Annotated in this window: 19 protein-coding genes; 10 read left to right on the forward strand and 9 right to left on the reverse strand. The window is 56.4% G+C overall.

Annotated features, from left to right (window positions below; translation table 11 throughout):
* Positions 1-75 precede the first annotated feature (75 nt).
* From AC0V60_RS00680 to AC0V60_RS00695, 4 genes are read right to left on the reverse strand one after another with little or no spacing between them, the layout of a single operon-like run.
* Positions 76-996, reverse strand: a complete 921-nt coding sequence (locus AC0V60_RS00680) for a metallophosphoesterase (protein WP_486176639.1) — start codon at positions 994-996, stop codon at positions 76-78.
* 1 nt (position 997) lies between these two features.
* A complete protein-coding gene (locus AC0V60_RS00685; RefSeq protein WP_486176640.1) occupies positions 998-2,788 on the reverse strand; it encodes a cytochrome c3 family protein in 1,791 nt (596 codons plus the stop codon).
* 13 nt (positions 2,789-2,801) lie between these two features.
* The gene (locus AC0V60_RS00690; protein ID WP_486176641.1) at positions 2,802-3,665 is read right to left on the reverse strand and encodes a hypothetical protein; all 864 of its coding nucleotides are present in this window, start codon (positions 3,663-3,665) and stop codon (positions 2,802-2,804) included.
* Positions 3,665-6,187 (reverse strand): cyclic nucleotide-binding domain-containing protein, encoded by a 2,523-nt coding sequence (locus tag AC0V60_RS00695; protein WP_486176642.1) that lies wholly within the window; start codon positions 6,185-6,187, stop codon positions 3,665-3,667. The genes AC0V60_RS00690 and AC0V60_RS00695 overlap by 1 nt, the downstream gene beginning before the upstream one ends.
* A 148-nt stretch (positions 6,188-6,335) precedes the next feature.
* Here AC0V60_RS00695 and AC0V60_RS00700 point away from each other — a divergent pair, with 148 nt between their 5' ends.
* On the forward strand, positions 6,336-7,295 hold the full coding sequence (locus tag AC0V60_RS00700) for a tetratricopeptide repeat protein (RefSeq protein WP_486176643.1): 960 nt from the start codon (positions 6,336-6,338) through the stop codon (positions 7,293-7,295).
* A gap of 178 nt (positions 7,296-7,473) precedes the next feature.
* On the opposite strand, the gene AC0V60_RS00705 is transcribed toward AC0V60_RS00700, so the two are convergent.
* The 3 genes from AC0V60_RS00705 to gdhA form a co-directional block, all read right to left on the reverse strand.
* Positions 7,474-8,562 carry an FkbM family methyltransferase gene (locus AC0V60_RS00705; protein WP_486176644.1) on the reverse strand — a complete coding sequence of 363 codons (1,089 nt, stop codon included), beginning with the start codon at positions 8,560-8,562 and terminating at the stop codon, positions 7,474-7,476.
* Between the two features lie 560 nt (positions 8,563-9,122).
* Entirely contained in the window at positions 9,123-9,335 is a 213-nt protein-coding gene (locus AC0V60_RS00710; protein WP_486176645.1) for a cold-shock protein, read from the reverse strand.
* Positions 9,336-9,658: 323 nt separating this feature from the next.
* Positions 9,659-11,011 carry an NADP-specific glutamate dehydrogenase gene (gene gdhA, locus AC0V60_RS00715; RefSeq protein WP_486176646.1) on the reverse strand — a complete coding sequence of 451 codons (1,353 nt, stop codon included), beginning with the start codon at positions 11,009-11,011 and terminating at the stop codon, positions 9,659-9,661.
* Between the two features lie 304 nt (positions 11,012-11,315).
* Between gdhA and AC0V60_RS00720 the strand changes: the two genes are divergently transcribed.
* From AC0V60_RS00720 to AC0V60_RS00730, 3 genes are all read left to right on the forward strand, one after another.
* Entirely contained in the window at positions 11,316-13,043 is a 1,728-nt protein-coding gene (locus AC0V60_RS00720; protein WP_486176647.1) for a BCCT family transporter, read from the forward strand.
* 372 nt (positions 13,044-13,415) lie between these two features.
* The gene (locus AC0V60_RS00725) at positions 13,416-16,070 is read left to right on the forward strand and encodes a TonB-dependent receptor (protein WP_486176648.1); all 2,655 of its coding nucleotides are present in this window, start codon (positions 13,416-13,418) and stop codon (positions 16,068-16,070) included.
* 71 nt (positions 16,071-16,141) lie between these two features.
* Positions 16,142-18,115: a tetratricopeptide repeat-containing sulfotransferase family protein gene (locus AC0V60_RS00730; protein ID WP_486176649.1), complete on the forward strand. Its 1,974-nt coding sequence runs from the start codon at positions 16,142-16,144 to the stop codon at positions 18,113-18,115.
* Between the two features lie 4 nt (positions 18,116-18,119).
* On the opposite strand, the gene AC0V60_RS00735 is transcribed toward AC0V60_RS00730, so the two are convergent.
* On the reverse strand, positions 18,120-18,458 hold the full coding sequence (locus AC0V60_RS00735; protein ID WP_486176650.1) for a tRNA-binding protein: 339 nt from the start codon (positions 18,456-18,458) through the stop codon (positions 18,120-18,122).
* Positions 18,459-18,557: 99 nt separating this feature from the next.
* Between AC0V60_RS00735 and AC0V60_RS00740 the strand changes: the two genes are divergently transcribed.
* Genes AC0V60_RS00740 through AC0V60_RS00765 form a run of 6 tightly spaced genes read left to right on the forward strand, consistent with a single transcriptional unit; the run spans position 18,558 to position 23,342 of the window.
* Positions 18,558-19,040: a (2Fe-2S)-binding protein gene (locus tag AC0V60_RS00740; protein WP_486176651.1), complete on the forward strand. Its 483-nt coding sequence runs from the start codon at positions 18,558-18,560 to the stop codon at positions 19,038-19,040.
* A gap of 3 nt (positions 19,041-19,043) precedes the next feature.
* Complete coding sequence (locus AC0V60_RS00745; protein WP_486176652.1) at positions 19,044-20,873, forward strand: xanthine dehydrogenase family protein molybdopterin-binding subunit; 1,830 nt, start codon at positions 19,044-19,046, stop codon at positions 20,871-20,873.
* Positions 20,848-21,312, forward strand: a complete 465-nt coding sequence (locus tag AC0V60_RS00750) for a molybdopterin cofactor-binding domain-containing protein (RefSeq protein ID WP_486176653.1) — start codon at positions 20,848-20,850, stop codon at positions 21,310-21,312. Before AC0V60_RS00745 ends, AC0V60_RS00750 begins: the two co-directional genes overlap by 26 nt.
* 39 nt (positions 21,313-21,351) lie before the next feature.
* Positions 21,352-21,828, forward strand: a complete 477-nt coding sequence (locus tag AC0V60_RS00755; protein ID WP_486176654.1) for a c-type cytochrome — start codon at positions 21,352-21,354, stop codon at positions 21,826-21,828.
* A 24-nt stretch (positions 21,829-21,852) separates the two neighbouring features.
* Positions 21,853-22,791, forward strand: a complete 939-nt coding sequence (locus tag AC0V60_RS00760; protein WP_486176655.1) for an XdhC family protein — start codon at positions 21,853-21,855, stop codon at positions 22,789-22,791.
* The gene (locus AC0V60_RS00765; RefSeq protein WP_486176656.1) at positions 22,776-23,342 is read left to right on the forward strand and encodes a nucleotidyltransferase family protein; all 567 of its coding nucleotides are present in this window, start codon (positions 22,776-22,778) and stop codon (positions 23,340-23,342) included. Before AC0V60_RS00760 ends, AC0V60_RS00765 begins: the two co-directional genes overlap by 16 nt.
* 31 nt (positions 23,343-23,373) lie before the next feature.
* On the opposite strand, the gene AC0V60_RS00770 is transcribed toward AC0V60_RS00765, so the two are convergent.
* A complete protein-coding gene (locus AC0V60_RS00770; protein ID WP_486176657.1) occupies positions 23,374-24,855 on the reverse strand; it encodes a TolC family protein in 1,482 nt (493 codons plus the stop codon).

The raw sequence follows: 24,855 nt of genomic DNA on the forward strand, positions 1-24,855 counted from the left end.
TGCAGACGCGCTACTTTCACACGGTCAGTTTTGCGAGGGCTGTGCTGCCTACAATTTAGGAGGGCGGCCTTCGGCCTATTCTTGGCGCTCTGCGAAGAGGCCTTTCATCATCGGTTTGATATGCTCTTCAAACCGGGCAAGCGTCTGCCAATGACCCACGGGCTGGAAGTGAGAGACAAAGCTCCGATCACGCCAGATGTGTAGCGAATAGAACGGAGGTTCTGCATCCACGATCGGGCGCTGGTCGGCCACATCTGTGTCCATGGGGCGAAGGTCTAAGGATACCGCAGGAGCAACCGCTGGCGTCACACTGATCGGAATGCCCTCCACCATGGAATGCAGCGGGCGGTGTAAATGACCCGCTTGAATGGAAAGCACCTGTTTGTGACCACGGACCGTGTCGCGGAAACGCACCATCCATGGCTCATTCGGCTTGGGATCCATCCAATCTATCGAAGAGACCACAGGCGGGTGATGGATGAAGAGCACGGTTGGCGTCTCGGGGTGCGCTTCGAGTTCATTCGCTAGCCAGCGGGCGCGCACCTCACAAAATGCACCGCCGTGGCGCCCCGGCTCGAAACTATCGAGGCAAAGGATGCGGATTTTTTCATCCCCCTCGCCAAATTCGAGAGCAAATTGCGCAAATCCATCGGCCGTGGGGCACTCCGGATTGATCTCGAGCATCACATCACGGCTGTCGTGATTGCCAGGGATGATCTCATAAGGGATCGGACAATCACTCATCAACTCGCGGATGCGGGTGTAGCATTCGGCGCTGCCATTGTCGGTAAGATCACCTGAAAGGATCAGCAGATCGGGCTGAACTGGCTGCGCTAACAAATGGCCAAGGACGTTACGGAAACGAACGAAGTTAAATTCATTCTCGCCAGCCTCAGGCTCAAACCCGACATGAGTGTCGGTGATCTGTGCAATCAGTACTCCGCAGCCCGGCTTTGTCGCGATAGGTTTGCCGCCATTCGGCCTATTTCCAATCATCCTAACGCCTTAAACTGCTTAAGATTGCTGCAACATTATCATTAGAGCCATTTCCGGGCAAATCGGGATGATCCTCCGGTTTCCACGGGCTGGCCGGGGTGTGATAGCCGTGACACATGGCGCAGCTGGAAGGCACGATCTCCTCGGTCTTCACCGCCGTCTCGCCCAAGTGGCAATCGCGGCAGCTTTCAAGGTCCGGGATAAGCAAGTCGGTCGCCTCGCCCGAAGTGTCTGCCGCGTGGCAGTCGGTGCACTCGGCAACATCGTCGCCGTGTGCTTCGTGCGGGAAGAAGCCTTTGTGGATATATTTGTCCGGAATATTAACCGGGATAAGATCGGGACGCCCATCGGTAGTGGTTCGCAGGTGACAATCCCCGCAGGTCCCGCCTTTTTCAAGCGCTCGGCCAACCGCGAGATAGGCGCCCATCGGGCGGCCAAAGTTTGCGTAATAACGTCCACCCGAACTGTATTGCCCCGGCCGGCCGCGGCCTGTGCTGACAGTGCGGCGTGAGCTCAAGTTTACCTTTGCAAGGTCTTCCATCAGATCGCTCACATCGCCGTGCCGCAGCGACGTAAACGCGCCGCCTGCCGTGCCCGAAACGAGGCTGTGACACGCTTCGCAGGAATCTTCCATCACAACAGGCTTGAACCCGCCGGGCGCTGATTTGTCTTCCTCGTGGCAATCGCTGCATTCAAGCGGTGCGCCATATTGCGAGAGGCTGTGTGCCATCTTAGCTGCGCCGCCGGTCTTAGAAACGTGAATGTCGTGCGGGAAAACAAGGCCGCTCTTTTCAACCGGCTTGTCATCAAGGCTAACGCGCTTGGCTTCCTTGTCGAAATGCGCTGCGTAGAATTTGGGACGGAATTGCGGGTGCTTATCCCCAAAATCGCCAGCATTGCCGAAGTTCACATCGGTCAGGCGGACGTCCATGTCGTTGTGACAATCGGCGCAGAATTTCTCATCTGACGCCTCAAGCTTTACCGGACCTTCGTGCTCTGAGTGGCAAGACACGCAGCCAAGAGGCCCCTCTTTGCCCAGCGCCTGTCCGATGTCCCACTGGATAGCATCGCCTGTGCTGAGCGGTGCCATGCCGGTGAGTTGACGGTCCATCTTGGCGTGATCATCAAGCTCTTCGTGGCAGGTGATACAGGTTTCATCCTGAACAGAGACAAAGGCGGTTTGGTGACAGGCCTCGCAATTGTCCTCAAGGTCATGGTGCGCCATGCTGAGATCGCCTGTGCTCCATGAGGCGTCCATAAGAACTGAGCCCTTATCGACATTCTCGGGATCATTCTCGACCCGTTCGCGGAATTGGTGCGAGAGAATGGGCACCGACAAAAGCAGTACGAAGATCAGGCCAAAGAAGGTCCATGCCATGGTGCGCTTGCTGGGCATTGCGCTGGCCATGAGGAAGCCTGCTTCAGGTTCGCCAGAAGCCTTGTCTTTGGGCGCTGGCTGGATGTTGATTTTGACAGGCCCGTCCGCATCGCGCGAAATTGCGAGAAGGGCAGGGCCCACGGCAATGTCTGCACCGGCATTGGGATCAATGCGCGCCTCAGTGACGCTTTGCCCATCGCAATCAAACGGCAGTTCACCAATCGCGCGCGCTGCGATCATGCCTTGGCCTGCATCGGTGAGCTTCAGGTGCTCAAGCTCAACGGTGAGGTCGGGCAGGTGAATGTCGCTGGCCGGATCGCGGCCAATGACAAGCGTATCTTTTTCGATAGTGCGGTCGCGGACGATTTCACGCCCGGATTTCGCAACAGCAATGGTGCGGATCAAGAATGCCATGGTCTTATCCCCCTCACCAGTAATAGAACACGCTGATCACATGCGCGAGCAGGCTCGCGAGCAGGGCGATCGTTGCTGGAATGTGGATGAAGAGCCAAACCTCAAGCAGCGCTTTGATGCGCAGGTGGCGGCGGATTTGCGCGAGCTGCTCAGCGCGGTTCGTAAGGAGCTCGTGCACGCGCGCCTCGGCCTCGCTGCCAGACGCCGGGATGCCGGAAAGAGCGCGTTTCGTGGCGCATCCACGATAGGAATTGGTAAGGCGAGAAAACGCACCGCCATAGAATATATCTTGCCCCAGCGCGCCGAGCACAAGGTCGCATGCCGCGCGGCCCAATGGCTGCGCTGCATTGTCGAGCTTTTTGTCGATATCGGTGATCACGCCCAGCATATCGCCCCCGGTTTTGTCGCCCCGGTTGGCGGACAGTTCCTTGGGCAAAGCGGCATAGGCATAGACGCCGTAAATCCCGCTGAAGATCACGATCAGCATCAAGACATAGGCGAGGGTGTGAACATTCCACCCGATCTGAAACCCGGTGTGAAGCGTCCCCACCACAATAAGCGCAAGGCCAAGGTAAACATGCGCGCTGGTCCATGCCTTGAGGCTCCACGCACCCTCTGAAATCCGGCGCTTGCGAATACCGAGCATGGAGAGCCACACAATGAGCAAAAGCCCAATTGTGCCCAGCGTATAACCATACCAGCTGCCGCCATTGGGGCGCGGTTCTTGGTCGATTAGCGCATAGCCAATGATACTGGCGATGCAGAGCAGCAATGCCATCCAAAGCCAGCGGAAGCGCTTGTGTTTAAGGAAGCTGATATGATCAGCATTCCGGCGTTTCTCGTCAGCGGAGAAGCGATTGTCGGCTGCGGTTGCCATCAGCTGTCCACATCCTCTGTCATTTTCGCAAAGGTCAGGAACTTGTCAGGCGACACGCGAATAGCAGCCCCTGTCGGACACGCGCGTACGCATGATGGTCCGCCCTCAATGCCTGCGCACATATCGCATTTGACCGCTTTCTTAGCGGCGCCAGCGCCTGCATTTTCCTTGCGCCAAGAATACGGCGCCTCTCCCGGGCCTGGTCCAGAACCAAACATCATCCATTTGAGAAGGCTCGGCTTTTCCGGCGGAACCGGCTCCATATTGATAACGCCGTAAGGGCAATAGCTTTTGCAGTTCCCGCAGCCAATGCAGGTCTCTCGGTTGATATTGACCTCGCCGTCTTCGCCCCGCTGGATCGCATTGGGCGGGCAGTCGGTCATGCAGTGCGGATGCTCGCAGTGGCGGCAGCTGATCGGCACGTGAAGATAGGCAAAGGTCTTGCCCGTTTCGCGGTCAAGACGCGAGAGGCCGTCATGGCTGTCAGCGCAGGCCTTCTCGCAGTTGTCACAGCCAATGCATAGCCGCTCGTCGATAAGAAGCGCATCGGTTGCCTCGCCCATGCCCTCATCGAATAGAAAAGAAGCAAGGCCGGAATAGTCATCGACCTTGCCGTCTTCGTTGCTCTGTTTGCTCTCAATCTCTTCGTTCGAGCGGCGCCGTTCGTCCATAATCTGGAGTGCGCGCTCGCGCAGTTGCGGTTTTTTCTCGAGCAATTCGAGGAAACCTTCGCCCGGCAACCGGATGACCTCCGATTTCACCGCCGCTTTTACTGTGGACATGCGCGGCTGCCCGTCGATTACGCCCATTTCGCCGAACAAATTACCCGCTGGAATGAGGCCAAGGAAGGTTGCTTGCCCCTCAGTGTGCTTTTCAACACGCATCGAACCGAAACGGACAATGAAGACGTCTTTGTCTTCATTATCGCCCTCGGTGATGACTGGTTTGCCTGCGCTGATTTCTTCAGTGATCGCGCCATCGACCAGAGGACGGATATCGTCGGGGGTGAGCCCGGATCCGAACAATTGCAGCATCTGACGCTCGATCGAAATACGCTTCACCGCTTCGGCTGCTTCGGGTGAGGAACCGATGAGTTTCAGCGCCGCCTTACGCGACAACTCCACGACCACTGTGTCATCAGCGGCGCGAATGGTGGCACCGCGCCGGCGGCCTGAAACCAGACCCACTTCGCCAAAGATAGACCCTTGGCCGATAGGTACAGTGATCGAGGGATCATTGGGATTGACCTCAACCGCAACGCTGCCCTCGGCTATCGCGAAGAGCGATGAGCCCGGAGCGTCACGGCGAAAAATGGCTTCTCCCGGAGCAAAGGCGGTGCAGATACTATCAAGCATAAGCTCGCGCATTTGCAACGTCGAAAGACCTCCGAAAATTGCCACATTGTTGCGGTAAAGCTCAAGCCAATAATCGACCGATTTGCCGCCCGGCAGGTTCTCAAACACCTTCTCAAGCAGCGGCTCATCCGCAGGCTTCACCGCCTCGCCGGTGGCGAGATATTCGATCACGTCAAAGCCCTGGTTCATGCAGTGTTTGATCAGCGGATAGCCAGCCAAAGCGCCAATGACGAACACGCCGTCTTTGGTGGTTTCAAATTCGGGTGAGAGTTTAGGGAAGGCGCTGCGATCTTCGCTCGTAAACTCGATCCCCATGCTTTCGATGAATTTGCGAGGAGGCTGTGACCCGATCCGCGTGATGATCATATCGCAAGGAATGACCTCTTGGCCGGTCTCTGTCTCGACCACCATTTCGCCATCACGCACTTCGGCAGGCGAAGTGCGATAGGCAATCCGCAGGTCACCCTCTTCATGAGCGCTGGTGAGGTCGGTTGCGTTCTTGGTCTTTGCCTTAGCAAAGTCGGTGCCCCGGTTAAGGATCGTAACCGTGTTGCCAAGCGCTGGATCGGTCGCAAGGCCCAGCGCGTTCTCAATCCCCGCATCGCCAGTGCCGACTACAACTACGTTTTTGTCAAAGTGGTCCTCGGGATCATCCAATTGCGGCGTGATCATCGGGTGATCTGCGCCCGGACAGCGCAAAAGGTTTGGGTTGCCCTGGGTCCCAATTGCCAGAATGATGGTCTCGGCCTGAACCGTATCACCGTCTTTCAGCTTGATCTGAAACCCGCCTTTGTCACCTTCAACCGCGACAACTTCGGCGTTCAGGCGTGTGTTGATCTCAAAGTCTTGAACCTCGTGATCGGGTTCCGGAATACTGGGATCGACGATCCGGCAATGCTTGTTCCAAATGCCAAGGATGCGCTCACGCGTGCCCTCTTCGAACTCCATGCCGTCATGAACGTCCTCTTCATACCCGCCCCCGCGCAGCGCAAGGTCAGAAGGGGTCGCCATAACGTGCTTACCCTTTTGGTATTTGAAGATCGTATCAGACAGATGATCTGTTTTTTCGAGCAAGACGTGACTCATGCCGCGCTTAGCAGCCTGTCCCGCAGCGCTCATCCCGGCTGGGCCGGAGCCAATAATGGCGACTTTATACAAGTCCGACAATCTATCCCCCCTTTCGGATAGATTACACACTAAGCGCCCTTCCGTGAAGAAAAGCACTTCCCAATGGCACATACAATTGCCGCTTTTGGCCGCAGATGCTAGTGCAAAATGCACAGGACTAGTCGAAAACCGTGCAAATGAGGGTGAAATGGGGGAAAATGTGGAAGGCCAATCTGGCGGTAAAGCCGGTTGGGTCTTGCTTGGCGGCGCTGCTTTGCTGGCGGTCGCCTCGGTCGGATACAATATGTATGACGGCGGTGAGAGCGATGCAGCGACAGAAGCTGCAAGCGGCGATGCCCCGACAATTGCAGAATTGCGCGAGGCCGCCGAAGCATCGAGCGATGATGCAGGACCGTGGAGCGAATTGGGTTTTGCTCATTTTGAGCGGGGCGAATTTGCCGATGCGGTCGAAGCTTACGAGCGAGCGACGGAAATCGACACAACCTCCGCCTCGCTATGGTCTGCTTTGGGCGAAGCGCGCGTTATGGCCGTCGATGCCTCCGCGCCGGACGCCGATCCTTTGCCGTCAAGCGCTTTGGAGGCGTTTGCGAAAGCGCTTGAGCGCGACAAAGATGATCCGCGCGCCCGCTATTTCATGGCGGTGAAGAAGGACATTGAAGGCGACCACAAGGGCGCAATTGATGGCTGGTTCGATCTTCTCGAGGACACGCCCGTTGGCGCTCCGTGGGAGGGGGACGTGGTGCGCACGATCGAGCAGGTCGCAGCGATCAACGAGATTGATCTGGGCGACCGTTTGTCCAGTGTCATGGCGGCCCGCACGCCGGAAATTGCCATTCCCGGTTCAGGCGGCGTGGCGGGCGATGCTGCATCAGACAATGTTCGCGGACCCACCGCGCAGCAGGTCGCCGACGCGCGCCAAATGTCGGAAAGCGACCAGCGCCAGATGATTGCAGGAATGGTGTCGGGCCTTGAAGAGCGCCTTGAAGGCGATCCCAGCAACCTCGATGGCTGGGTAATGCTCATGCGCAGCCGCATAACCCTTGGCGAAACCGGCAAAGCGCGTGAAGCGCTTGCCAAGGCGGTCGCGGCCAATCCAGGCGAAGAGGCAGAGCTGCGCAGGCAGGCTGCGCAGTTGGGGATTGAGTGAAGCTGTAGCGACCGCCCGATTTATGGGAGGGCGCGCGATGCTGTTGTCTGTAATTGGTGGTGGGAGTTGAAGGTTTGGTTTTTGCGCTGAACGGCCACGCGCCGTTCGTTTCGAGGATGTATTTTGTCAGCTCCCGATTTCTCAATGACCTGCACGGGTTAGAGCAGGGGACCTTGCGTTAGGCTGACTTCACCTGTGTCACACCTAGCTTCTTGAGAGATACAGTTCCATTCTCAGCGTACAAAAACACTCGCAAGGAATCTGATTTTTCGGCGTCTAAGACGGGTATGAATGCCCTTCGGTTTACGTATTTCTTGGATTGATTCATTAATTTCCCATTTTTATAAGCGTTTACGACCAGATAGAATCTGACCTCAGTCTCATGATATGCTTCGATTTCCAGGAAGGATGCGATGGTATTGTCATCGAATTTGATATCAGCTTCATCGCCGCAAGTGCTAAAATCTGACAAATCGAATCCGAACCATGACGGTTGTGACGCGGGTGCTGTGAGATCAGCCTCGCCGTGGCCAATCACCTCTATTCGCGCTTTGGGATTTGAATGCTGCAAGCGGTCGAGGGCAAATTCTTGCCGTTCAACCCTCTCTGCAAACTCACTCAACTTTTCTCTCGGCACAAATTCCAATGTAGGTTGAAAGTTAAACGCTCTACCCGTTGCGACGTAGTCCATCTCGTCCAATATCGAAGTCAATTCGTGAGATGAATAACGATCCGCATTGTCCTCCTGAATGACTTCGAGAAAGATGATGGGGCGGTGTCGATTGATGGTCTTAATTGCGCCCCTAAGAACGTTAGGTTCCATTCCTTCAACGTCAATTTTGATTAGAGCAATATCCCCGTTTGAAGCTTCATGGTCATCCAATCGCTTAACAATGGAAACCTGAGACTGACCGTCGATCGAAATAGTTACTTCTTTCTCGTCTTCACCTAGTGCGTCCTTAAAAATCGTAACGACACCCTCGAGATTGTTCTGTTTCACATTCTCTATGGCGATCCGCCTGTATTCATTGATTGGCTCGAAACCAAAGACCATTCGTGCCTTCGAAAATAGTGCAAAGAATATAGCGTGGTTTCCAATATTCGTTCCAATGTCCAAATAATCTCCTTCTATCCTAAGTTGAGATATGTAGTCCAAAAAATCATTTTCATAAAATTTGGAGTTTTTGAAGTTGCTCGAATAGAATACGGAATTCGAGTCGTTAAAAACGACTTCTTTCGACTTATATAAAAATCGGCATTCTGGCATATTTTATCTCGTTGATGAATGAGTTATTTAAGTACTGATCATTAAGCAATATTTTGCAATTCCTAGTTTGCCAAGCCTGACTGCCGCATGGTCCCCTAGGCTTGGGACAACTCTTGAAGGGAGTGGTCGCACGGTACACAGTACAGCTGAAATTTGAAGGTCTATTGCAAGCCTTTTGACCGATGAATCGCCGAATCTACAAGTGAAATCCAAGCTTGTTGTGAGTTGCCCAATATGACATGTGGTTCGCCCTCAAGTGACTGATTGGCGTGAGACTATACCGGCCTTAAATCACTTATGGTGCGACCCATTGTCGAATACGACACCAGCTTTAGAATCCCCGGTTTTTGCCGCAATATCTCCAAAAATTTGCCGATGCACCGCGTTCGCCCGGCACGGCCATGACTGACGCTGGTTGATACGTATCATTCACTTTGGTTTGTCGCTTGGAGCGACACCACCGAGCCCTCGGGGATCATGTTGCAAAGGCGCAAAAAAGGGGCGCTTCCCGCGAAGGAAGCGCCCCTTTTTTGTGTTCGCTGTGAAGCGCGGCTGTCTGTTTAGTCAGCAGCAGACAGGTTCACGGCGCTTTCTTTGCCATTGCGGCCGGTTTCAACTTCGTAGTTCAAACGCTGATCTTTCTCGAGCGATTGCATGCCAGCGGCTTGCACTGCGCTGATGTGGACGAAGCTGTCGTTTGAGCCGTCTTCAGGCTGGATAAATCCATAACCTTTGTCGGTGTTGAAGAACTTTACGGTTCCGGTCTTGCTCATGGTGGTTCCTTTCAAGAACGCGAGAATTGCCACGCTGCGACATGCGGCGTGGTAGTGCTTAAAATCGTCCGATGAAAGGAAGTCGTCGTCTGGTCTGCGCATCAGCCCCGTAAGACCCAAGCGCGGTATTCAAATGTCGAAGTCCGTCGCATTATTCGACGTCAGCCCGGGCGCATTAGCAGTTTGCAGGCAAAGCTCCTAACACTCATTTGTTTTTTGGCCGAAATCAGAGACGCGCGCCTGCAAAATGGATGTCTGCCAGGCAGCAAAAAGGGCGCTCCCCGCGAAGGAAGCGCCCCTTTTTCTTCTAACTGGGGTGCCGCTTAGACCACACCAAATGCGAGCATCGCATCAGCGACTTTCTTAAAGCCTGCGATATTTGCACCCTTCACATAGTCGACGTAGCCATCGCCTTGGTCGCCATATTCGGTGCATTTCTCGTGGATGCCTGACATGAGGTCGGTCAACATGTCGCCAAGGCGCTCTGAATTCCAGCTGATGCGCTCTGAGTTTTGGCTCATTTCAAGACCGGACACTGCGACGCCGCCAGCGTTTGCCGCTTTACCTGGGCCATACATGATCTTGGCATCATGGAAGACTTTTACGCCTTCCAGCGTGGTTGGCATGTTCGCGCCCTCGGAAACACCCTTACAGCCGTTGGAGACTAGCGCTTTTGCTTCGTCTTCGTTCAGCTCGTTCTGGGTCGCGCATGGCAGAGCGAGGTCTGCGGCAACGCCCCAAGGACGGCCCTCGTGGAAGGTCGCGCCTTTGAATTCATCGGCATATTCGCTGATGCGGCCGCGCTTGACGGTCTTGAGGTGCTTCACCCAGTCGATTTTCTCCTGGGTGATGCCGTCAGGATCGTGGATATAGCCGCCCGAATCAGACAGGGTCAGAACCTTACCGCCCAGCTGAACGATCTTTTCTGCTGCGTGCGTTGCGACATTGCCTGAGCCTGAGATGACAGCGCTGTGCCCTTCGACATCAGAGCCGGCATGCTTGAGCATGTTCTGCAAGAAATAAACCGCGCCGTAGCCGGTGGCCTCTGGGCGCATTTGCGAGCCGCCATATTCCTGGCCCTTACCGGTAAGAACGCCTTCCCAGCGATTGGTAAGGCGCTTGTACTGGCCGAACATATAGCCAATTTCGCGTCCGCCAACGCCGATGTCGCCTGCCGGTACGTCGGTGTTAGGGCCAATGTGGCGATAAAGCTCTGACATAAAGCTTTGGCAGAAACGCATCACTTCGGCGTCAGACTTACCCTTAGGGTTGAAGTTTGCGCCGCCTTTACCGCCGCCCATCGGAAGGCCGGTTAGCGAGTTCTTGAAGGTCTGCTCAAAGGCAAGAAATTTGAGAACGCTCTCAGTCACCGATGGATGGAAGCGGATACCGCCTTTATATGGGCCGATGGCGTTGTTGTTTTGAACACGCCAGCCGCGCTGAACGCGGACGTTGTGATTGTCATCTTCCCAGCATACGCGGAATGAAATGATCCGGTCAGGCTCTGCGATGCGGCGCAGGATCTGCGCTTCATGATACTCGACCTTATCGGCCATAAACTCGAAAATGTCTTGAGCGACCTCATGAACGGCCTGGACGAACTCAGGTTGTCCCGGATTGCGCTTCGAGACGCCTTCCATGAATTGAGATAGATTTACGTGGTCGGAAACCGGCATTGCATTACCCCCTTGAAAAAACAGCGCGACCGCTTTTTATGTGTGGCATGAACGCTCTATCATCCGAAAGCGCATCTTACGCAAGTGTAAGGATGCACATTCGGGCCTGACCCTCGGGCCAGTGGTGTCACAGGCTGGCACGGCTTCATGGCATCAGGGTTGCAAAGCGGGGGGCAAGACTTGTAGGCAGTCACGTAAAGCAAGCGCTCCCAAGAAAGAGGTGCGCGGCTGGACGTCATGTATAGGCAGTCCGGCAGGAACCGGGCCTCCCTTTCTTTGGCCTAAGCGCGGACGCAATTTTTCCATGACCAGCCTGAGCGGCGACACGCCCAAAAGCGGTGATCACCCTATTACACCCCCTTTAGTGGAGCTCGACATAGATACCCATGACAAGGGATTTTATGACGGGTTCAGCCGCGAGGTCACGATTCCGGCGAAGATCATCGTCTCGCTTATCATCATGTGGGCGATATTCTTCCCAGTGAACGCAATGGAGACTTTGGCGCTCGCCAATTCGACCATAATCAGCGCGTTTAGCGGCTGGTATGTGTACCTCGTCGCGTTTCTGGTTATTTGCAGCGCGGTGCTCGTTTTTGTGCCGAAGATTGGCTCGCTGCGTATTGGTGCGCCGGGCGAAGAGCCAGAGTTTTCGCGCGCTTCGTGGTTCTCCATGCTGTTTGGTGCAGGTATCGGGATCGGCATGCTGACCTTCTCCACCGGAGAGCCTCTGGCGCACTTCACGAACAATCCGGACATTATTCGCGGCACTATCGAAGCGCGCTCAGCTGAAGCTGTGCGGCCTGCATATATCTACACTTTCCTGCATTGGGGGTTTGGTGCGTGGTGCACCTATGCGCTTGTCGGGCTCGGCATTGGTTATGTGGCGCACCGGCGGGGCCTCCCGCTCACTATTCGCTCCAGCCTCGCGCCGCTGTTCGGTGAGCGGATGTCGGGCCTTCCCGGACATGCGGTTGACGTGGTCGCCGTTGTCGCGACGATTTTGGGTGTCTCTTATACACTCGCTTTCGGAGTTCAGCAGTTTGTGGCGGGGCTTTACCGGATTGGTTTTGGCGACTGGTTGATGGTGGCGGGCTCTGATGGGGCTCTCACCGCATCGACCGCGGCGATCATCATCGCTTTGGTTGTGCTCGTAGGAGCCTCGACGCTAAGCGCCTTGTCAGGTGTCGGGCGCGGGATCAAATGGCTCTCGAACATCAATATGACGCTATCCGTCGGGCTTTTGGCGCTGTTCGCGGTTGTAGGTTCGGGCCTTTATGGCTTGCAGCTTATGGGGACCGCGACATGGGATTATGTCGTCAACCTCCCCGCGCAGTCGATCACCTTGTTCCAGGACGATGGGAGCGAGACTGCTGGCGCGCTTGTTGATTGGCAATTGGGCTGGACCGTCATGTATTGGGCGTGGTGGATCGCCTTTGCGCCGTTTGTTGGCATGTTTATCGCCCGCATTTCGCGGGGCCGCACAATCCGCGAATATGTGCTGGGAGTGGCTTTGGTGCCCTCGCTTATGTGCTTTATCTGGATGGCGCTGGTGGGCGGCACTGCGATTGATCTGGAGCTTTCCGGTGTCGCTGGCGGTGCGATCGTCGATGCACCGATGGCGGATCAATTGTTCGCAACGCTCGCTTTACTGCTTGATCCCGGTACAGCCGCATTCGTCTCCGGTCTCGTGGTAATCCTGCTCATGACCTATCTTATCACCTCAGCGGACAGTGCCATTTTGATCGTCAACACGATCAACGGGGCGGGCGATAACGAAGGCGCGCGCCGGTATCACATCCTTTTCTGGGGCACAGCTTTGGCGTTTGTGGTGGGGTCAATGCTGATCCTTGGCGGGATTGAGGCCATTCGTATCACTATGATTATCGGTGCTCTGCCGTTTTCGCTTGTTCTTGCCGCCATGTGCGCCTCGATCATCAAGGCGGTTGTGTATGACCTTATTCGCCAAAAGCATGGGGTGCCGACCACTCAGGAGGCGTGCGAGAACTGGGATGGTGAAGCCATCCCCCGCTAAGGACTTTGCGGAACGCTTTGGAAATTTGAGTAATGAGCATTCTATAAAGAATAGCGCATTTGAAAATCGAAGTACGGTATTCATTACTTACAAAAGTCATTTGGTAAAATGCGTAATTATGCTGAATAGAATTATCAATACATGAAGTTTTCATGATCTAGATTTACATTGTTGTTTCGATGCAACACATCTTCGTAGCTTTGAAAAATGCTGGTGCGCGCTGTGGCCAGCCCGGTGTGCTCTTGTTACCTGCCCTCCCAGCGCGCCCCGCAATTTGCACTTTCGCGAATTTCGTTGAGCGCGCTGCCCCTGGATGAGCAGGCGCGTCTTTTGCGCCGCACCCTCCATCCGCAGGTCAAGAGGAACAAAAAAATGAAGAACTTCGTAACCAGCGCTTCGCTGGGCGCGTTGGCGGTCGCAATCGCAGCACCTGCCGCAGCGCAGGACGCTGCTGCACCTGCCGCTGAAGAACAACGCCAAGGCGGCGTCAACACCATCATCGTCACCGCGCAGCGTCGCAGTGAAGACCTGCAAGATGTGCCGATCTCTGTCTCTGCCATCGGCGAAGAGCAGCTGGATGAGCTGAACATCGACACATTTGAAGATTATCTCGACCAGATCCCGTCTGTCACAGCAGGCGGCAATGGTCCGGGCCAAAGCACAATCTACATTCGCGGGTTGGCATCGACGACGCCAAACATCACCGTTGCTGGTGTCGCAGGCCTCGCGCCGAACGTGGCGTTGTACCTCAACGATCAACCGCTTTCACAGCCAGGCCGTAACCTCGACGTTTATGCAGCCGACTTGGCACGGATCGAAGTGCTATCGGGTCCGCAGGGCACGCTGTTCGGCGCCAGTTCGCAAGCGGGCGTTGTGCGTCTCATCACAAACAAACCCGATTTGTCTGATTTCTCGGCGAGATCGTCAGCTGGCATCAGCTTCACCAAAGGCGGCGAGGCGAGCTATCAGGGCGAATTTATGCTCAACGTGCCAGTTTCCGAAACTTTTGGCCTCCGCGGTGTTGCGTACCTTGATGATCAGGGCGGCTATATCGACAACGTAGTAGGAACCCGCGACCTTACCGAGAGCGCGCGCTTCCGCCCAGAAGGTTTTGTCCGTGCAAACGGCGTTCCGGTATCGGCCGTGCGCGCTGGTTTCCAGTCGACCTCGGACCTTTCAGACGTGACCTTCCTCCAAGCCGACAACGCTGGCCTTGCGCAGGACAATTTCAACGACACCACCTATGCGGGTTTCCGCGTTAGCGCGCTTTGGGAAGTCACTCCCGATTGGACCGTGAATGTCTCACACCAACGTCAAAGTCTTGAATCAGACGGCGTGTTCTTCGCCGATCCAGAGCTTGGCGGTCTTGGCGATCTTGAAATTGAGCGTTTTGAAGAAGACCGTCTCGAAGACGATTTCTCAAACACCAGTTGGACCGTCGAAGGCCGCATCGGCTGGCTCGATGTGATCTACACTGGCGCCTACACCGACCGTGAAAGCGACCAGCGCGCGGATTACACCGACTACTTGTTTGCAGGGCAATATCTGCCGTATTACATCTGTGACGGCTCGGTGTCCTATCCCGGTGCCGCTGACCCAAGTGGCACATGTCAGGCGCCAAACCTGTTCGTGAACTCCTTCTCGAACACGGAAGTTTTCACGCAAGAGCTGCGTTTCTCGACACCTGATGATTGGCGTGTAAGCTTCCAAGGCGGTGCGTTCTATTCCGACCTCAGCCTCGAAGAGCGCGTGGATTTTGCCTATCCGACGAATGTTCTGGCAAACCCATTTGGACCGTTTGCGGAAAACTTCCCGCAGACAACCGGCTTCTTCTCCGATCCGGGGCCGTTCCCGGCGTCAACGATTTTCCGCAACGACATTCGCCGTACCGATGAACAGTTCGGCATCTTTGGTGAAGCCAACTTTGATGTCATCCCTGACTTGCTCGCAGTGACATTGGGTGCGCGTTATTACGACGTTGAAGTGGACTTTGAAGGGTCTGCGAACGGGTCGTTCTGTAACTCGGGCGCTGCCGAGGATGCCAATGCGTTTGGCACTGACATCAGCGACCTTTATGACGGCGACGGCTCGTTCACCTTCATCGGATCGTGTGATGCGTCTTTGCGTCAAACCTTTGATCTCAACGACAGCATCGCTGACATTCAGGCCGCAGGTCTTTCCGAAGCGCAGGCAACGCAGGTTTTCAACGCTGTTCGTGCGCCTGATGTGGCCGAAACAAGCGGCGTGATCTTCAAAGGCACTGTCACTTTGACACCGACACCGGATATGCTGTTCTACGCGACATATTCCGAAGGTTTCCGTCCGGGCTTTCTTAACCGTCCCGGCGGGGCAGTGGGTGCTGGCGGATTTGTGGTGCCGTTCGAGCTCGAAACCGATGAGGTTCAGAACTATGAGCTGGGTTGGAAACTCGACCTTCTTGACGGTCAATTCCGCTGGAACGGTTCAGCCTTCTTCGTCGATATTTCGAACTTGCAAACGCAGATTTTCGACCCCTCGATTACAAACCTGTTCTTCTCGTCAAACGCTGCGGATGCAGAGATTTACGGGATCGAATCGGACTTTACCGTCGCACCGTATTCGACACCGGGTCTGACCTTTGCCGGGGCGTTTTCAATCCTCGATACCGAGATCACCGATATCCTCATCCCAACGCAGGACGTCATCCTGGGAAGCGACCTTGCATATGCGCCAAGCTTCCAAGGTAACATTCGTGCGCGGTACGAGTGGGACCTGTCAGACAGTCTTGAGGCGTTTATCCAGCCGCAAGCGACATATTCGGCCTCGAAGCAAACCGATATTATCGCGATCAACAACATCCAATTGGACAGCTACACAACCTTCGATCTGTCGGTGGGCGTGAAAGCGGAGCAATGGAAGTTTGAAGTCTTCGGTGAAAACCTCAGCGATGAACGCGCGGAAATCTCCGGTATCTTCGGCAACGACCGCGAGCGTATTATCACGAACCGTCCGTTGACGGTGGGTATGCGCGTCTCGTTTGACTATTGATCGAACGTATCCAATCAAGCGGCGGGAGTGGCAGTGTTCACTCCCGCCGTTTTGCTGTCTAAGGCAGACATATGAGCCGCACAGAGCAACTCCAATCCGCACAAAAGTCCCTTCAAGCTGGCGAGTTTGAGGCGGGGTTAGCCGGTGCAAAGGCGCTTTTGACTGAGAACCCCTCGGACGGAGAGGCGCTCTATATGGCGGCGGTGGCGTGCCGGTATTTGAAGCGGTTTGATGAAGCGGGCTCGCACCTCACCGCGCTGCATTCCGCCATGCCTGAATATGGCCGCGCGTGGCAGGAGCAGGGGCATTTGGCCTTGGCGCGCGGTGATAATGCTGGTGCATTGGCGGCGTTTACCCGGGCCACTCGGTTTAATCCGGCATTGGAGGCAAGCTGGCGCGAACAGTCGCGTTTGGAAGCTGCTTCTGGCCGCACGGCTGAGGCGAACGCTGCCCGTGCTCAGCAAGAGCGGATTGCGCAGCTTCCGCGTGAATTGGTGGCGGTTTCTAATCACCTCGCCGAAGGGCGCATTGCGCGGGCAGAGGAAATTTGCCGCCACTATCTGCGAAACCATCCCGCCCGAGATGCAGCGCACATCGAAGGGATGCGCCTGCTCGCCAAAATCGGGATTGAACTGGGCGTTCTGGATGATGCAGAGTTCTTGCTTGAAAGCGCGGTGGAGTTCTCTCCTGACGATGTGCAATTGCGGCTCGATTACATCGACGCGCTGCGCCGCCGTCAGAAATCAGCCGAAGCTTTGGAGCAGGCTGAACTTCTCATCCAACGCGATCCCGGTAGCCCCGTTTTCCAGTCGCGCCTCGCAATCGAGCGCATTCAAATGGGTGATTATGACGGCGGGCTCGCGCTTTTTGACGCCGTTCTGACAAAGCTGCCCGGAGACCCGGCTAGCCTCACCAGCCGTGGGCACGCGCTTAAGACCAAAGGCGACCGCAGCGAGGCTGAGGCAAGCTACCGCGCCGCCATCGCTACAAAGCCTGATCACGGCGATGCTTACTATGCGCTAGCCAACCTCAAGACTTACCGTTTTGAGCCATCCGAAATCGCCGCAATGCGCGCACAGGTTGAGCGCAGCGACTTGGCGTTCATGGACCGCGTCCACCTCCACTTTGCGCTTGCAAAAGCAATGGAAGACGGCCGCGATTATGAGGCCGCTTTTCAGCATTACGATGCCGGTAACAGCCTGAAACGTGCGCAAACCCGCTACAAATCTGAGGCGATGAGCGCCGAGCTGGCCAAGCAGAAAGAGCATTGTTCAGCTGAACTTTTCGCCAAGCACAAAGGGGCAGGGCACCGTGCGCCTGATCCTATATTTATCCTTGGCCTGCCGCGAGCAGGTTCCACCCTGCTAGAACAGATTTTGGCAAGTCATAGCCAGATTGACGGGACGCTGGAGCTGCCCAATATCCTGGCACTCGCCCACCGGCTTCGGGGACGTAAGGCGGGGCAGTCGCTTTATCCGCAAGTGCTTCATGATCTGACGGCGGAGCAGCTCGAAAAATTCGGCGCCGATTTCATCGAAAACACTCGCATCCACCGCCAAGGCGCGCCGTTCTTTATCGACAAAATGCCTAACAATTTTCGGCATATCGGGCTGATCCATCTGATCCTGCCCAATGCCAAGATTATCGACGCAAGACGCGCGCCGCTCGATTGCTGTTTCTCCGGGTTCAAACAGCTTTTTGCTGAGGGTCAGGAGTTCACTTACGGCCTTCATGAAGTGGGGCAGTATTACGCCGATTATGTTGATTTGATGGATCATTGGGACACGGTGCTTCCCGGCAAAGTTCTTCGTGTCCAACACGAGGATGTGCTCGACGACCTTGAAGGGCAAACCCGCCGGATGCTCGACTTTTTAGAGGTGCCGTTCCAGGAACAATGCCTTGCCTTCCACAAGACGGACCGGGCCGTCCGCACAGCGTCTTCGGAGCAAGTGCGCCAGCCGATCAATCGCAAAGGGCAGGATGCTTGGAAGCCGTTTGAACCTTGGCTGGACCCGCTAAAAGAGGCGCTGGAAGGCCACCTCTAACACTTCACATTAGGCGCGAGCCCTTCGGCACGGCTTTATCCGGCGCGGCCAGCACAATCGCGCCGTTCTTATCTTCGAAGCCCAGCACCAAAATCTCGCTCATAAACGGCCCAATTTGGCGCGGGGGGAAGTTCACCACTGCCATCACCGTGCGGCCCACCAGGCTTTCCGGCGTGTAATGAACGGTGATCTGCGCTGAGCTTTTCTTGACGCCCAGCTCCTCGCCAAAATCGACCCACAGTTTGATCGCAGGTTTGCGCGCCTCAGGAAACGGCTCTGCCTGCACGATTTCGCCAGTGCGGATGTCGACCTTCAGAAAGTCATCAAAGGAAATCTGGGCCATGGGGTCTCCTTGCGAGGCGTGAACATTCGCGCTTTGAAATTCCGGCCTCGCAGGATAGATTGCACAAAGCAACTTAGCAAAAAACAAGAGAGAGACCCCGTGGCAAATTTCATCCTCAACGGTGAGTCGGTCGATATTGACGCTGAACCAGAAATGCCGCTGCTGTGGGCGGTGCGCGAAAAAGCAGGGCTAGTGGGCACCAAATTTGGCTGCGGTATTGCGCAGTGCGGGGCCTGCACCATGCATCTGGACGGAAAGCCGGTGCGCTCTTGTTCAACGCCGGTCAGCATGGCCGAGGGACGCGAAGTTACCACCATCGAAGGTATAGGCGGCGTCGATGGCATGATGAGCGCTATCCAAGCCGCTTGGATCAGCGAGCAAGTCCCGCAATGTGGATATTGCCAATCGGGCCAGATCATGAGCGCAACCGCGCTTCTTCGCGACAATCCAAGCCCTAGCGACGATGACATTGATGCGGCGATGAAGGGCAATATTTGCCGCTGCGGGACCTACACCCGCATTCGCCGCGCGATTAAGGTTGCGAGCGGTCAGCTCGAACCCCGCTCAGAGGAGGAGGCGTAAATCATGAACGATCTAACTCCTGAGAAACCAGAGAACGCGAAAAAAGAACGCTCAAAACTCGCCAAATGGAGCCGCCGCGGATTTATCGGTGCAGGCGTCCTTGCAGGCGGCGGCTTGCTTATTGGTATCGGCGTTCGTCCCGGAAACCCGATTGGCTCGCTCGCATCCAAAGTGGCAGGCGGCGACGGCGAACAGCTGGTCAACAGCTGGGTCAAGATCGACACGAACAATATCATCACCGCGATCGTCCCTCACTGCGAGATGGGGCAGGGCGCGCACTCTGTTCTGGCGCAAATGCTCGCGGATGAGCTCGACGCGGATTGGGAAAACGTCCGCGTGATGCAAGCACCGGCTGATGGCAGCTATGTGGTGGGCGACACGGCGCGCCTGTTCTTGGCCCCTTTCACTCAGAATGCAGCCGACTGGATTGAGCCCACTTGGGACGGTGTGTTCACGCAAATGGCAAAGCTTGCCGATGCGATGATCACTGGCGGCTCTTCTTCCATCCGAACCACTGGCCAAAACTCCATGCGGGTCGCAGGCGCTGCGGCGCGCGGCATGTTGGTGAGTGCAGCGGCTGAGGATTGGGGCGTTCAGCCAAGTGAGATCACCACTAAGGACAGCGTTCTCTTCCATAAGGCCAGCGGCAAATCGGCAAAATACTCAGAGTTTGCCACCGCTGCTGCTGATCAGCCAATGGACCATACGCCGACGCTCAAGACGCGCGATCAGTACCGCCTTATGGGCAAAAGCAAGGCGCGCACCGATATACCGGCCAAGATTAATGGCACTGCGGAATTTGGGATCGACGCTGTGCCAGAAGGCCTTGAGCTTTCCTATGCCGCCACCGTGCGCCCGCCTGTGCCGGGCACCAAAGTGGTCAGCATGGATGCGTCCCGCGCCAAGTCCATGAAAGGGGTCTTGCAGATCCTCAATATGGAGAATTTCGTGGCCGTGGTTGCCGATAGCTATTGGCAGGCGCAGCAGGCGATGAACACGGTTCAGATCGAATGGAGCAAATCGGACAGCCCGATTAAAACCATGGACGATCAATTTGCAGCCTTTGGTAAGGCGCTGGATGAGGCGGGTGAAACCGGCGGCGATCAGGCGGCGGCAAAGGGCGATGCGCAAAGTGCGCTTGGCTCGGCGGCCAAGACGATTAAGGCGGAATACAAAGCGCCTTATCTTGCGCATTCCCCGATGGAGCCCATCAACTGCACCGCGCATGTGGCGGACGGCAAGTGCGACATCTGGGCCAGCACACAGGTGCCATTGATGGCAAGGAGCGGCGTCGCCTCAACTTTGGATATGGCCGCAGACGATATCACCATGCACCACCCCTATCTGGGCGGCGCATTTGGCCGCCGTTTGGGCGTGGATGAGATTGCCATGGCTGCCCGCGTCGCTCAGGCGACAGGTTATCCGGTCAAGGTGATTTGGAGCCGCGAAGAAGACACGCAAAAGGCGCTCTACCGCTGCGCAGACACGGCGCGGATGCGTGCAGGCCTCGATGATGACGGCAAGCTTGTCGCATTCGACCACGTCTTCACACAGCGCCACGATCCAGCAGAAGCGTGCGTCCCTGCGATCTACAACATCGCCAACACAAGCATTCGCGTGGCCCCGGCCGAACTGCATTTGCCGTTTCAGGCATGGCGTTCGGTGGACCATTCGCAGCAGAGCTTTTTCATCGAGAGCTTTATCGACGAAGCCGCCCACGAGGCAGGCAAAGATCTCGCTCGATTTCCGCATGGAGATGATTGCAGGCTCACCGCGTCATATGGCTGTGCTCGAAAAGGTCGCCGAGATGAGCGATTGGCGCGGGCAGGGTAAGGAAGGTCATGCCAAAGGCGTCGCGATTGTTGAGAGCTTCGGCACGATCGTTGCCGAGGTGATCGAGGTCGATATGAGCAGCGGCAAGCCCAAACTCGTGAACGCGTGGGCGGTTTGTGATGCGGGTTATGTGATGAACCCCGATGGCTTTAAGAACCAGATCGAGGGCGGTATTGTCTTTGGCCTCACCGCTGCGATGTACGGCGAATTGGACCTTAAGGATGGCGCAATCGTGCAAAGCAATTTCCACGATTACAAAATGCTGCGCATGGATGAGGTGCCTCATATCGAGGTGGTTCTTATCAATTCGGGCGATGTGCCGATTGGCGGTGCGGGTGAGCCGGGTCTACCGCCCGCAGCGCCTGCTTTCACAAACGCGATTTTTGCTGCGAGCGGCAAGCGCATTCGTACATTGCCGGTTGCCAAACAGTTCGCTTAAACGCGGCTATGTAAATAAGATTGAGGGAGAGTTTGTAGGATGCGAAATCGCGGAGTTCTCGCTGTGTGTCTGCTTACGGTGATGGTCACCGCATGCGGGTCATCACCAGAGCCGCCGCAAGTGGTCGAACAGATTGTGGTGCGTGAACGCGGCGCTCCTGCTGTTGTCGAAGCCGATATCGACACTGGGGCAGCAGGCGGTGCGGTCGATCTGGTCGCGCTAGGCGAAGATGTATTCCAGACTTGCTCAGGTTGCCATTCTGTTGACCCTGATGGCCGTTCATCGGCTGGCCCGAACCTTTACGGCGTGATGGGACGCAAGGCGGGAAGCCTGGAGGGGTATTCCTATTCCGATGCTTTTACAGCGTCCGACATCACATGGGATGAAGCGAGCCTTGATGGCTTTCTTGCTGATCCGCAAGGCTACATTCCGGGAAGCGAAATGCTTGCAGGCGCGGTGCCTGACGATGAGGCCCGCTCAGCTGTGATCGCGTACCTCGCCGCGCAAGGCGAGTGAGCGGCGGTTAGCCCGCGCCTTCACGTGGACCTGCCGCAAACCTGCCAGTTTTTGAGCGATGCCGCGGCCAATGGCCAGCGCACCGTTCTGGTGACGGTGTGCGGTGTCGAAGGCTCATCTATGCGCGGGCCCGGCACCATTATGGGGGTGGCGCAAGATGGTAGCTTTGCGGGCTCTCTTTCGGGAGGGTGCATTGAAAATGCTGTGGTCAGCGAGGCGCTCGACGTTCTGACTGCGGGCCAGCCTAGATTGGTGCGATTTGGTGCAGGGTCTCCCTATCTCGATATCAAGCTGCCGTGCGGGGGCGGGCTTGATGTGGCGTTTCATATTATCGAAGAGGCTGGCTTCATCGGCGCATGCCTTGCCTCAATCGAAAGCCGCGAGCCGTTCTCCATTGCGATTGGACCGGGCGGTGTCTCGCATCTGCCAGAATGGCAAGAGGCCTCTTTTGATGCGGAAACGGGCGAGGCCGCATTTGGCCATTATCCCGGCCCGCATCTTCAGATCATCGGGCACGGCGCAGGCGTTGAAGCCTTGGCAGAAATGGCCATTGCCTTCGGTTGCACTACCCGCATTTTGACGCCGGACTCGCGGTTGATTGAGCGGCTAGGTGTGCTTGGCCTCGAGGCTCACCATCTCGATCGGACCAATCAAACCGAATTTCTCCAAAGCGATACTTGGACAGCCACGATCTTCCTCTTCCATGATCACGATTGGGAGATTGACCTGATGCAGGCCGCATTGGGAATGCCGCATTTTTACCTTGGCGCGATGGGAGGCAGGCGGGCGCACGCGTTCCGCAGCGAAGCCTTGCTGGCCCGCGGCATCACGCAGGCGCAACTGGATCAAATCCGAGCGCCCATCGGCCTGTTCCACTCCTCGCGCGATCCCCGCACGTTGGCACTCTCGACCCTTGGCGAGGTTATCCGCACCTACGAAGAGACATCATGGCGCGGCGCATAGGGGTTGCGCTCTTGGCGGCTGGCGCATCGCGCCGGTTTGGTGCAACCGACAAGCTGGTGGCCAGTTTTCGTGGCCGCGCCTTAGGCGAACATGCTGCGTTGGCGCTTCCGATGGAGCAGTTCGAAAAAGCCTGGGTCATCACCCGCGCACCCCATCACCCGTGTGAGCCGCAATGGTGCGCGCGGCGATTTGAGCCGCTGCTCAATCCGCACGCCTCACAAGGCATGGGCACCTCCGTCGCGCTTGCTGCCAAGGCGGCCCGGCAGGCATCGCTTGATGGGCTCTTGATCGCGCTTGCCGATATGCCGCTTGTTCCTCGTGAGCATTTTTCAGCGCTGATCGAGGCATGGGATGCATCAGAACCTATTGTGGTATCAGCGATCGGTGAGACACGCATGCCGCCTGCGCTTTTTGGCTCTGCACATTTCAAAGATTTGGAGCATTCGGGCGGCGATCAGGGCGCACGGGTGCTGATTTCTCAAGGTCTTGTTATCCCATGCCCGCCTGAATGGCTTAAGGATATCGACCAGCCCGGGGACCTCGAGGGCTGATTGTTCTAGGGCCCCTCTATTCGAGGCCCCTCTATTCAAGACCGAGCGCGTCCAAATCCATGGTTGCCGCGTTATAGCTAGCCTCCGCCAGCCTCCCATTGAGGTTTGCCCGGATTTGCCTGATTTGCGCATCAGCAGCGCGTTCTTCGCGGACGTTCACGAGGAAGAAATCACCGGCTCCAAGGCTGAAACGGCGGCGCTCTGCGGTAATCATCGCATCGGCTTGGTCCACCTCATTTTCTGCCAAGCTTGCAAGCCTTAGAGCGGCGTTCAAATTGGTGAGGATGTTGTCGAGCTCGACCGAAATCTGATCGGCAATCCGGCGTTCGCGCAGCTCAATTTCGCGCAATTCCGCCTCAGCGCGGCGCAATCGCCCGCGTGCGGTGCGACGCTGCAAAGGAACGCTAAAGGTGACGCCCACGATTGTGTCGGTGGAATCAAAGGTCGGTCCGCCATCGCCAATGGCGCCGAAATCGCGGCTGAGTTCAGCTTTAAGTTCAAGGTCCGGCTGAAGGTCATTCTCGCGCAAGGCCACTTTGTTTCGTGCGCGCTCCAAAGCGATTTTGAAGTTTTGCAGCTCGGGCCGGTTGGCCAGGACATCACTGCGCTCAACCGACAAAAGCGCCTGCAAATCAGGGAGCCGGGCAAGCACTTCGAAACCCGGCAATTGCGCGCGTGTCGGAGTGATCAGCTCGCCTGACTGCCCGCGTAAATAGTAGCTGAGCGAAGTTGCGGCCGTTTGAAAATCGCGCTGTGCTTCGGTGAGTAGGCTCCTGCGGCGGATGACGTTTTGTTCGTTTTCAGTAAGGGCGATGCGAGGTGCCGCCCCTTCGCGAAACTGGCGTTCAAGACCAATGGCGCGCGCTTCTGCGATCTCGAGAAGTTCCTCATACACGGCAACTTCCTGGCCCGATGCAGCCCAGTACCAATAAGCTCTCAAAGCTTCGTGTTGAACTTTTAGTTGGACCAAAAGCACGTCCAATCGCGCTTGATCACTCGCCAAACGGGTGTCCTCGACCTTAAAGCGCCGACTGTCGATCCGGCGGTCGCGCAGGAGCGATAACAATCCGCCTATCTTAAACTCGCCCAATTGATTGGTGTTGAAGATGTTTTCGTAAATCGGGAAGGTGCCGTCAGACAGCCGGTATGTTCCGTACACCTCACCTCCAAAGGGCGCGATGGGTTGGCGCGCGCCAACTTGCGCATATCCGCCGGAGAATGTGCCGGTGACCCTGTCGTAGGCTTCCGCCTCAAAGATGAGATCAAAGGCCCCGTCCGCAGCGAGTTGGTCGGACCGGGCGGCGGCGGCTCGTTCAAAACTTTCAAGAATGCTCGGAAAGGTGAGGACCGAACTGCGCAAGACCGCCTCGGGGAGGAGCGGGCCTGTGGTCAGAGCCTCTTGGAGCGGCCGGTCCAGCGGTTCAACATCTTGTGCGGTGAGAGGCTCGCTCACAAACAGGCAAGAACCAAGAGCCACTGCGAGAAGCGCAGCAATTCGCAGGCCAGAACGCAT

This window comes from Erythrobacter sp. S259 (genome assembly GCF_057364965.1).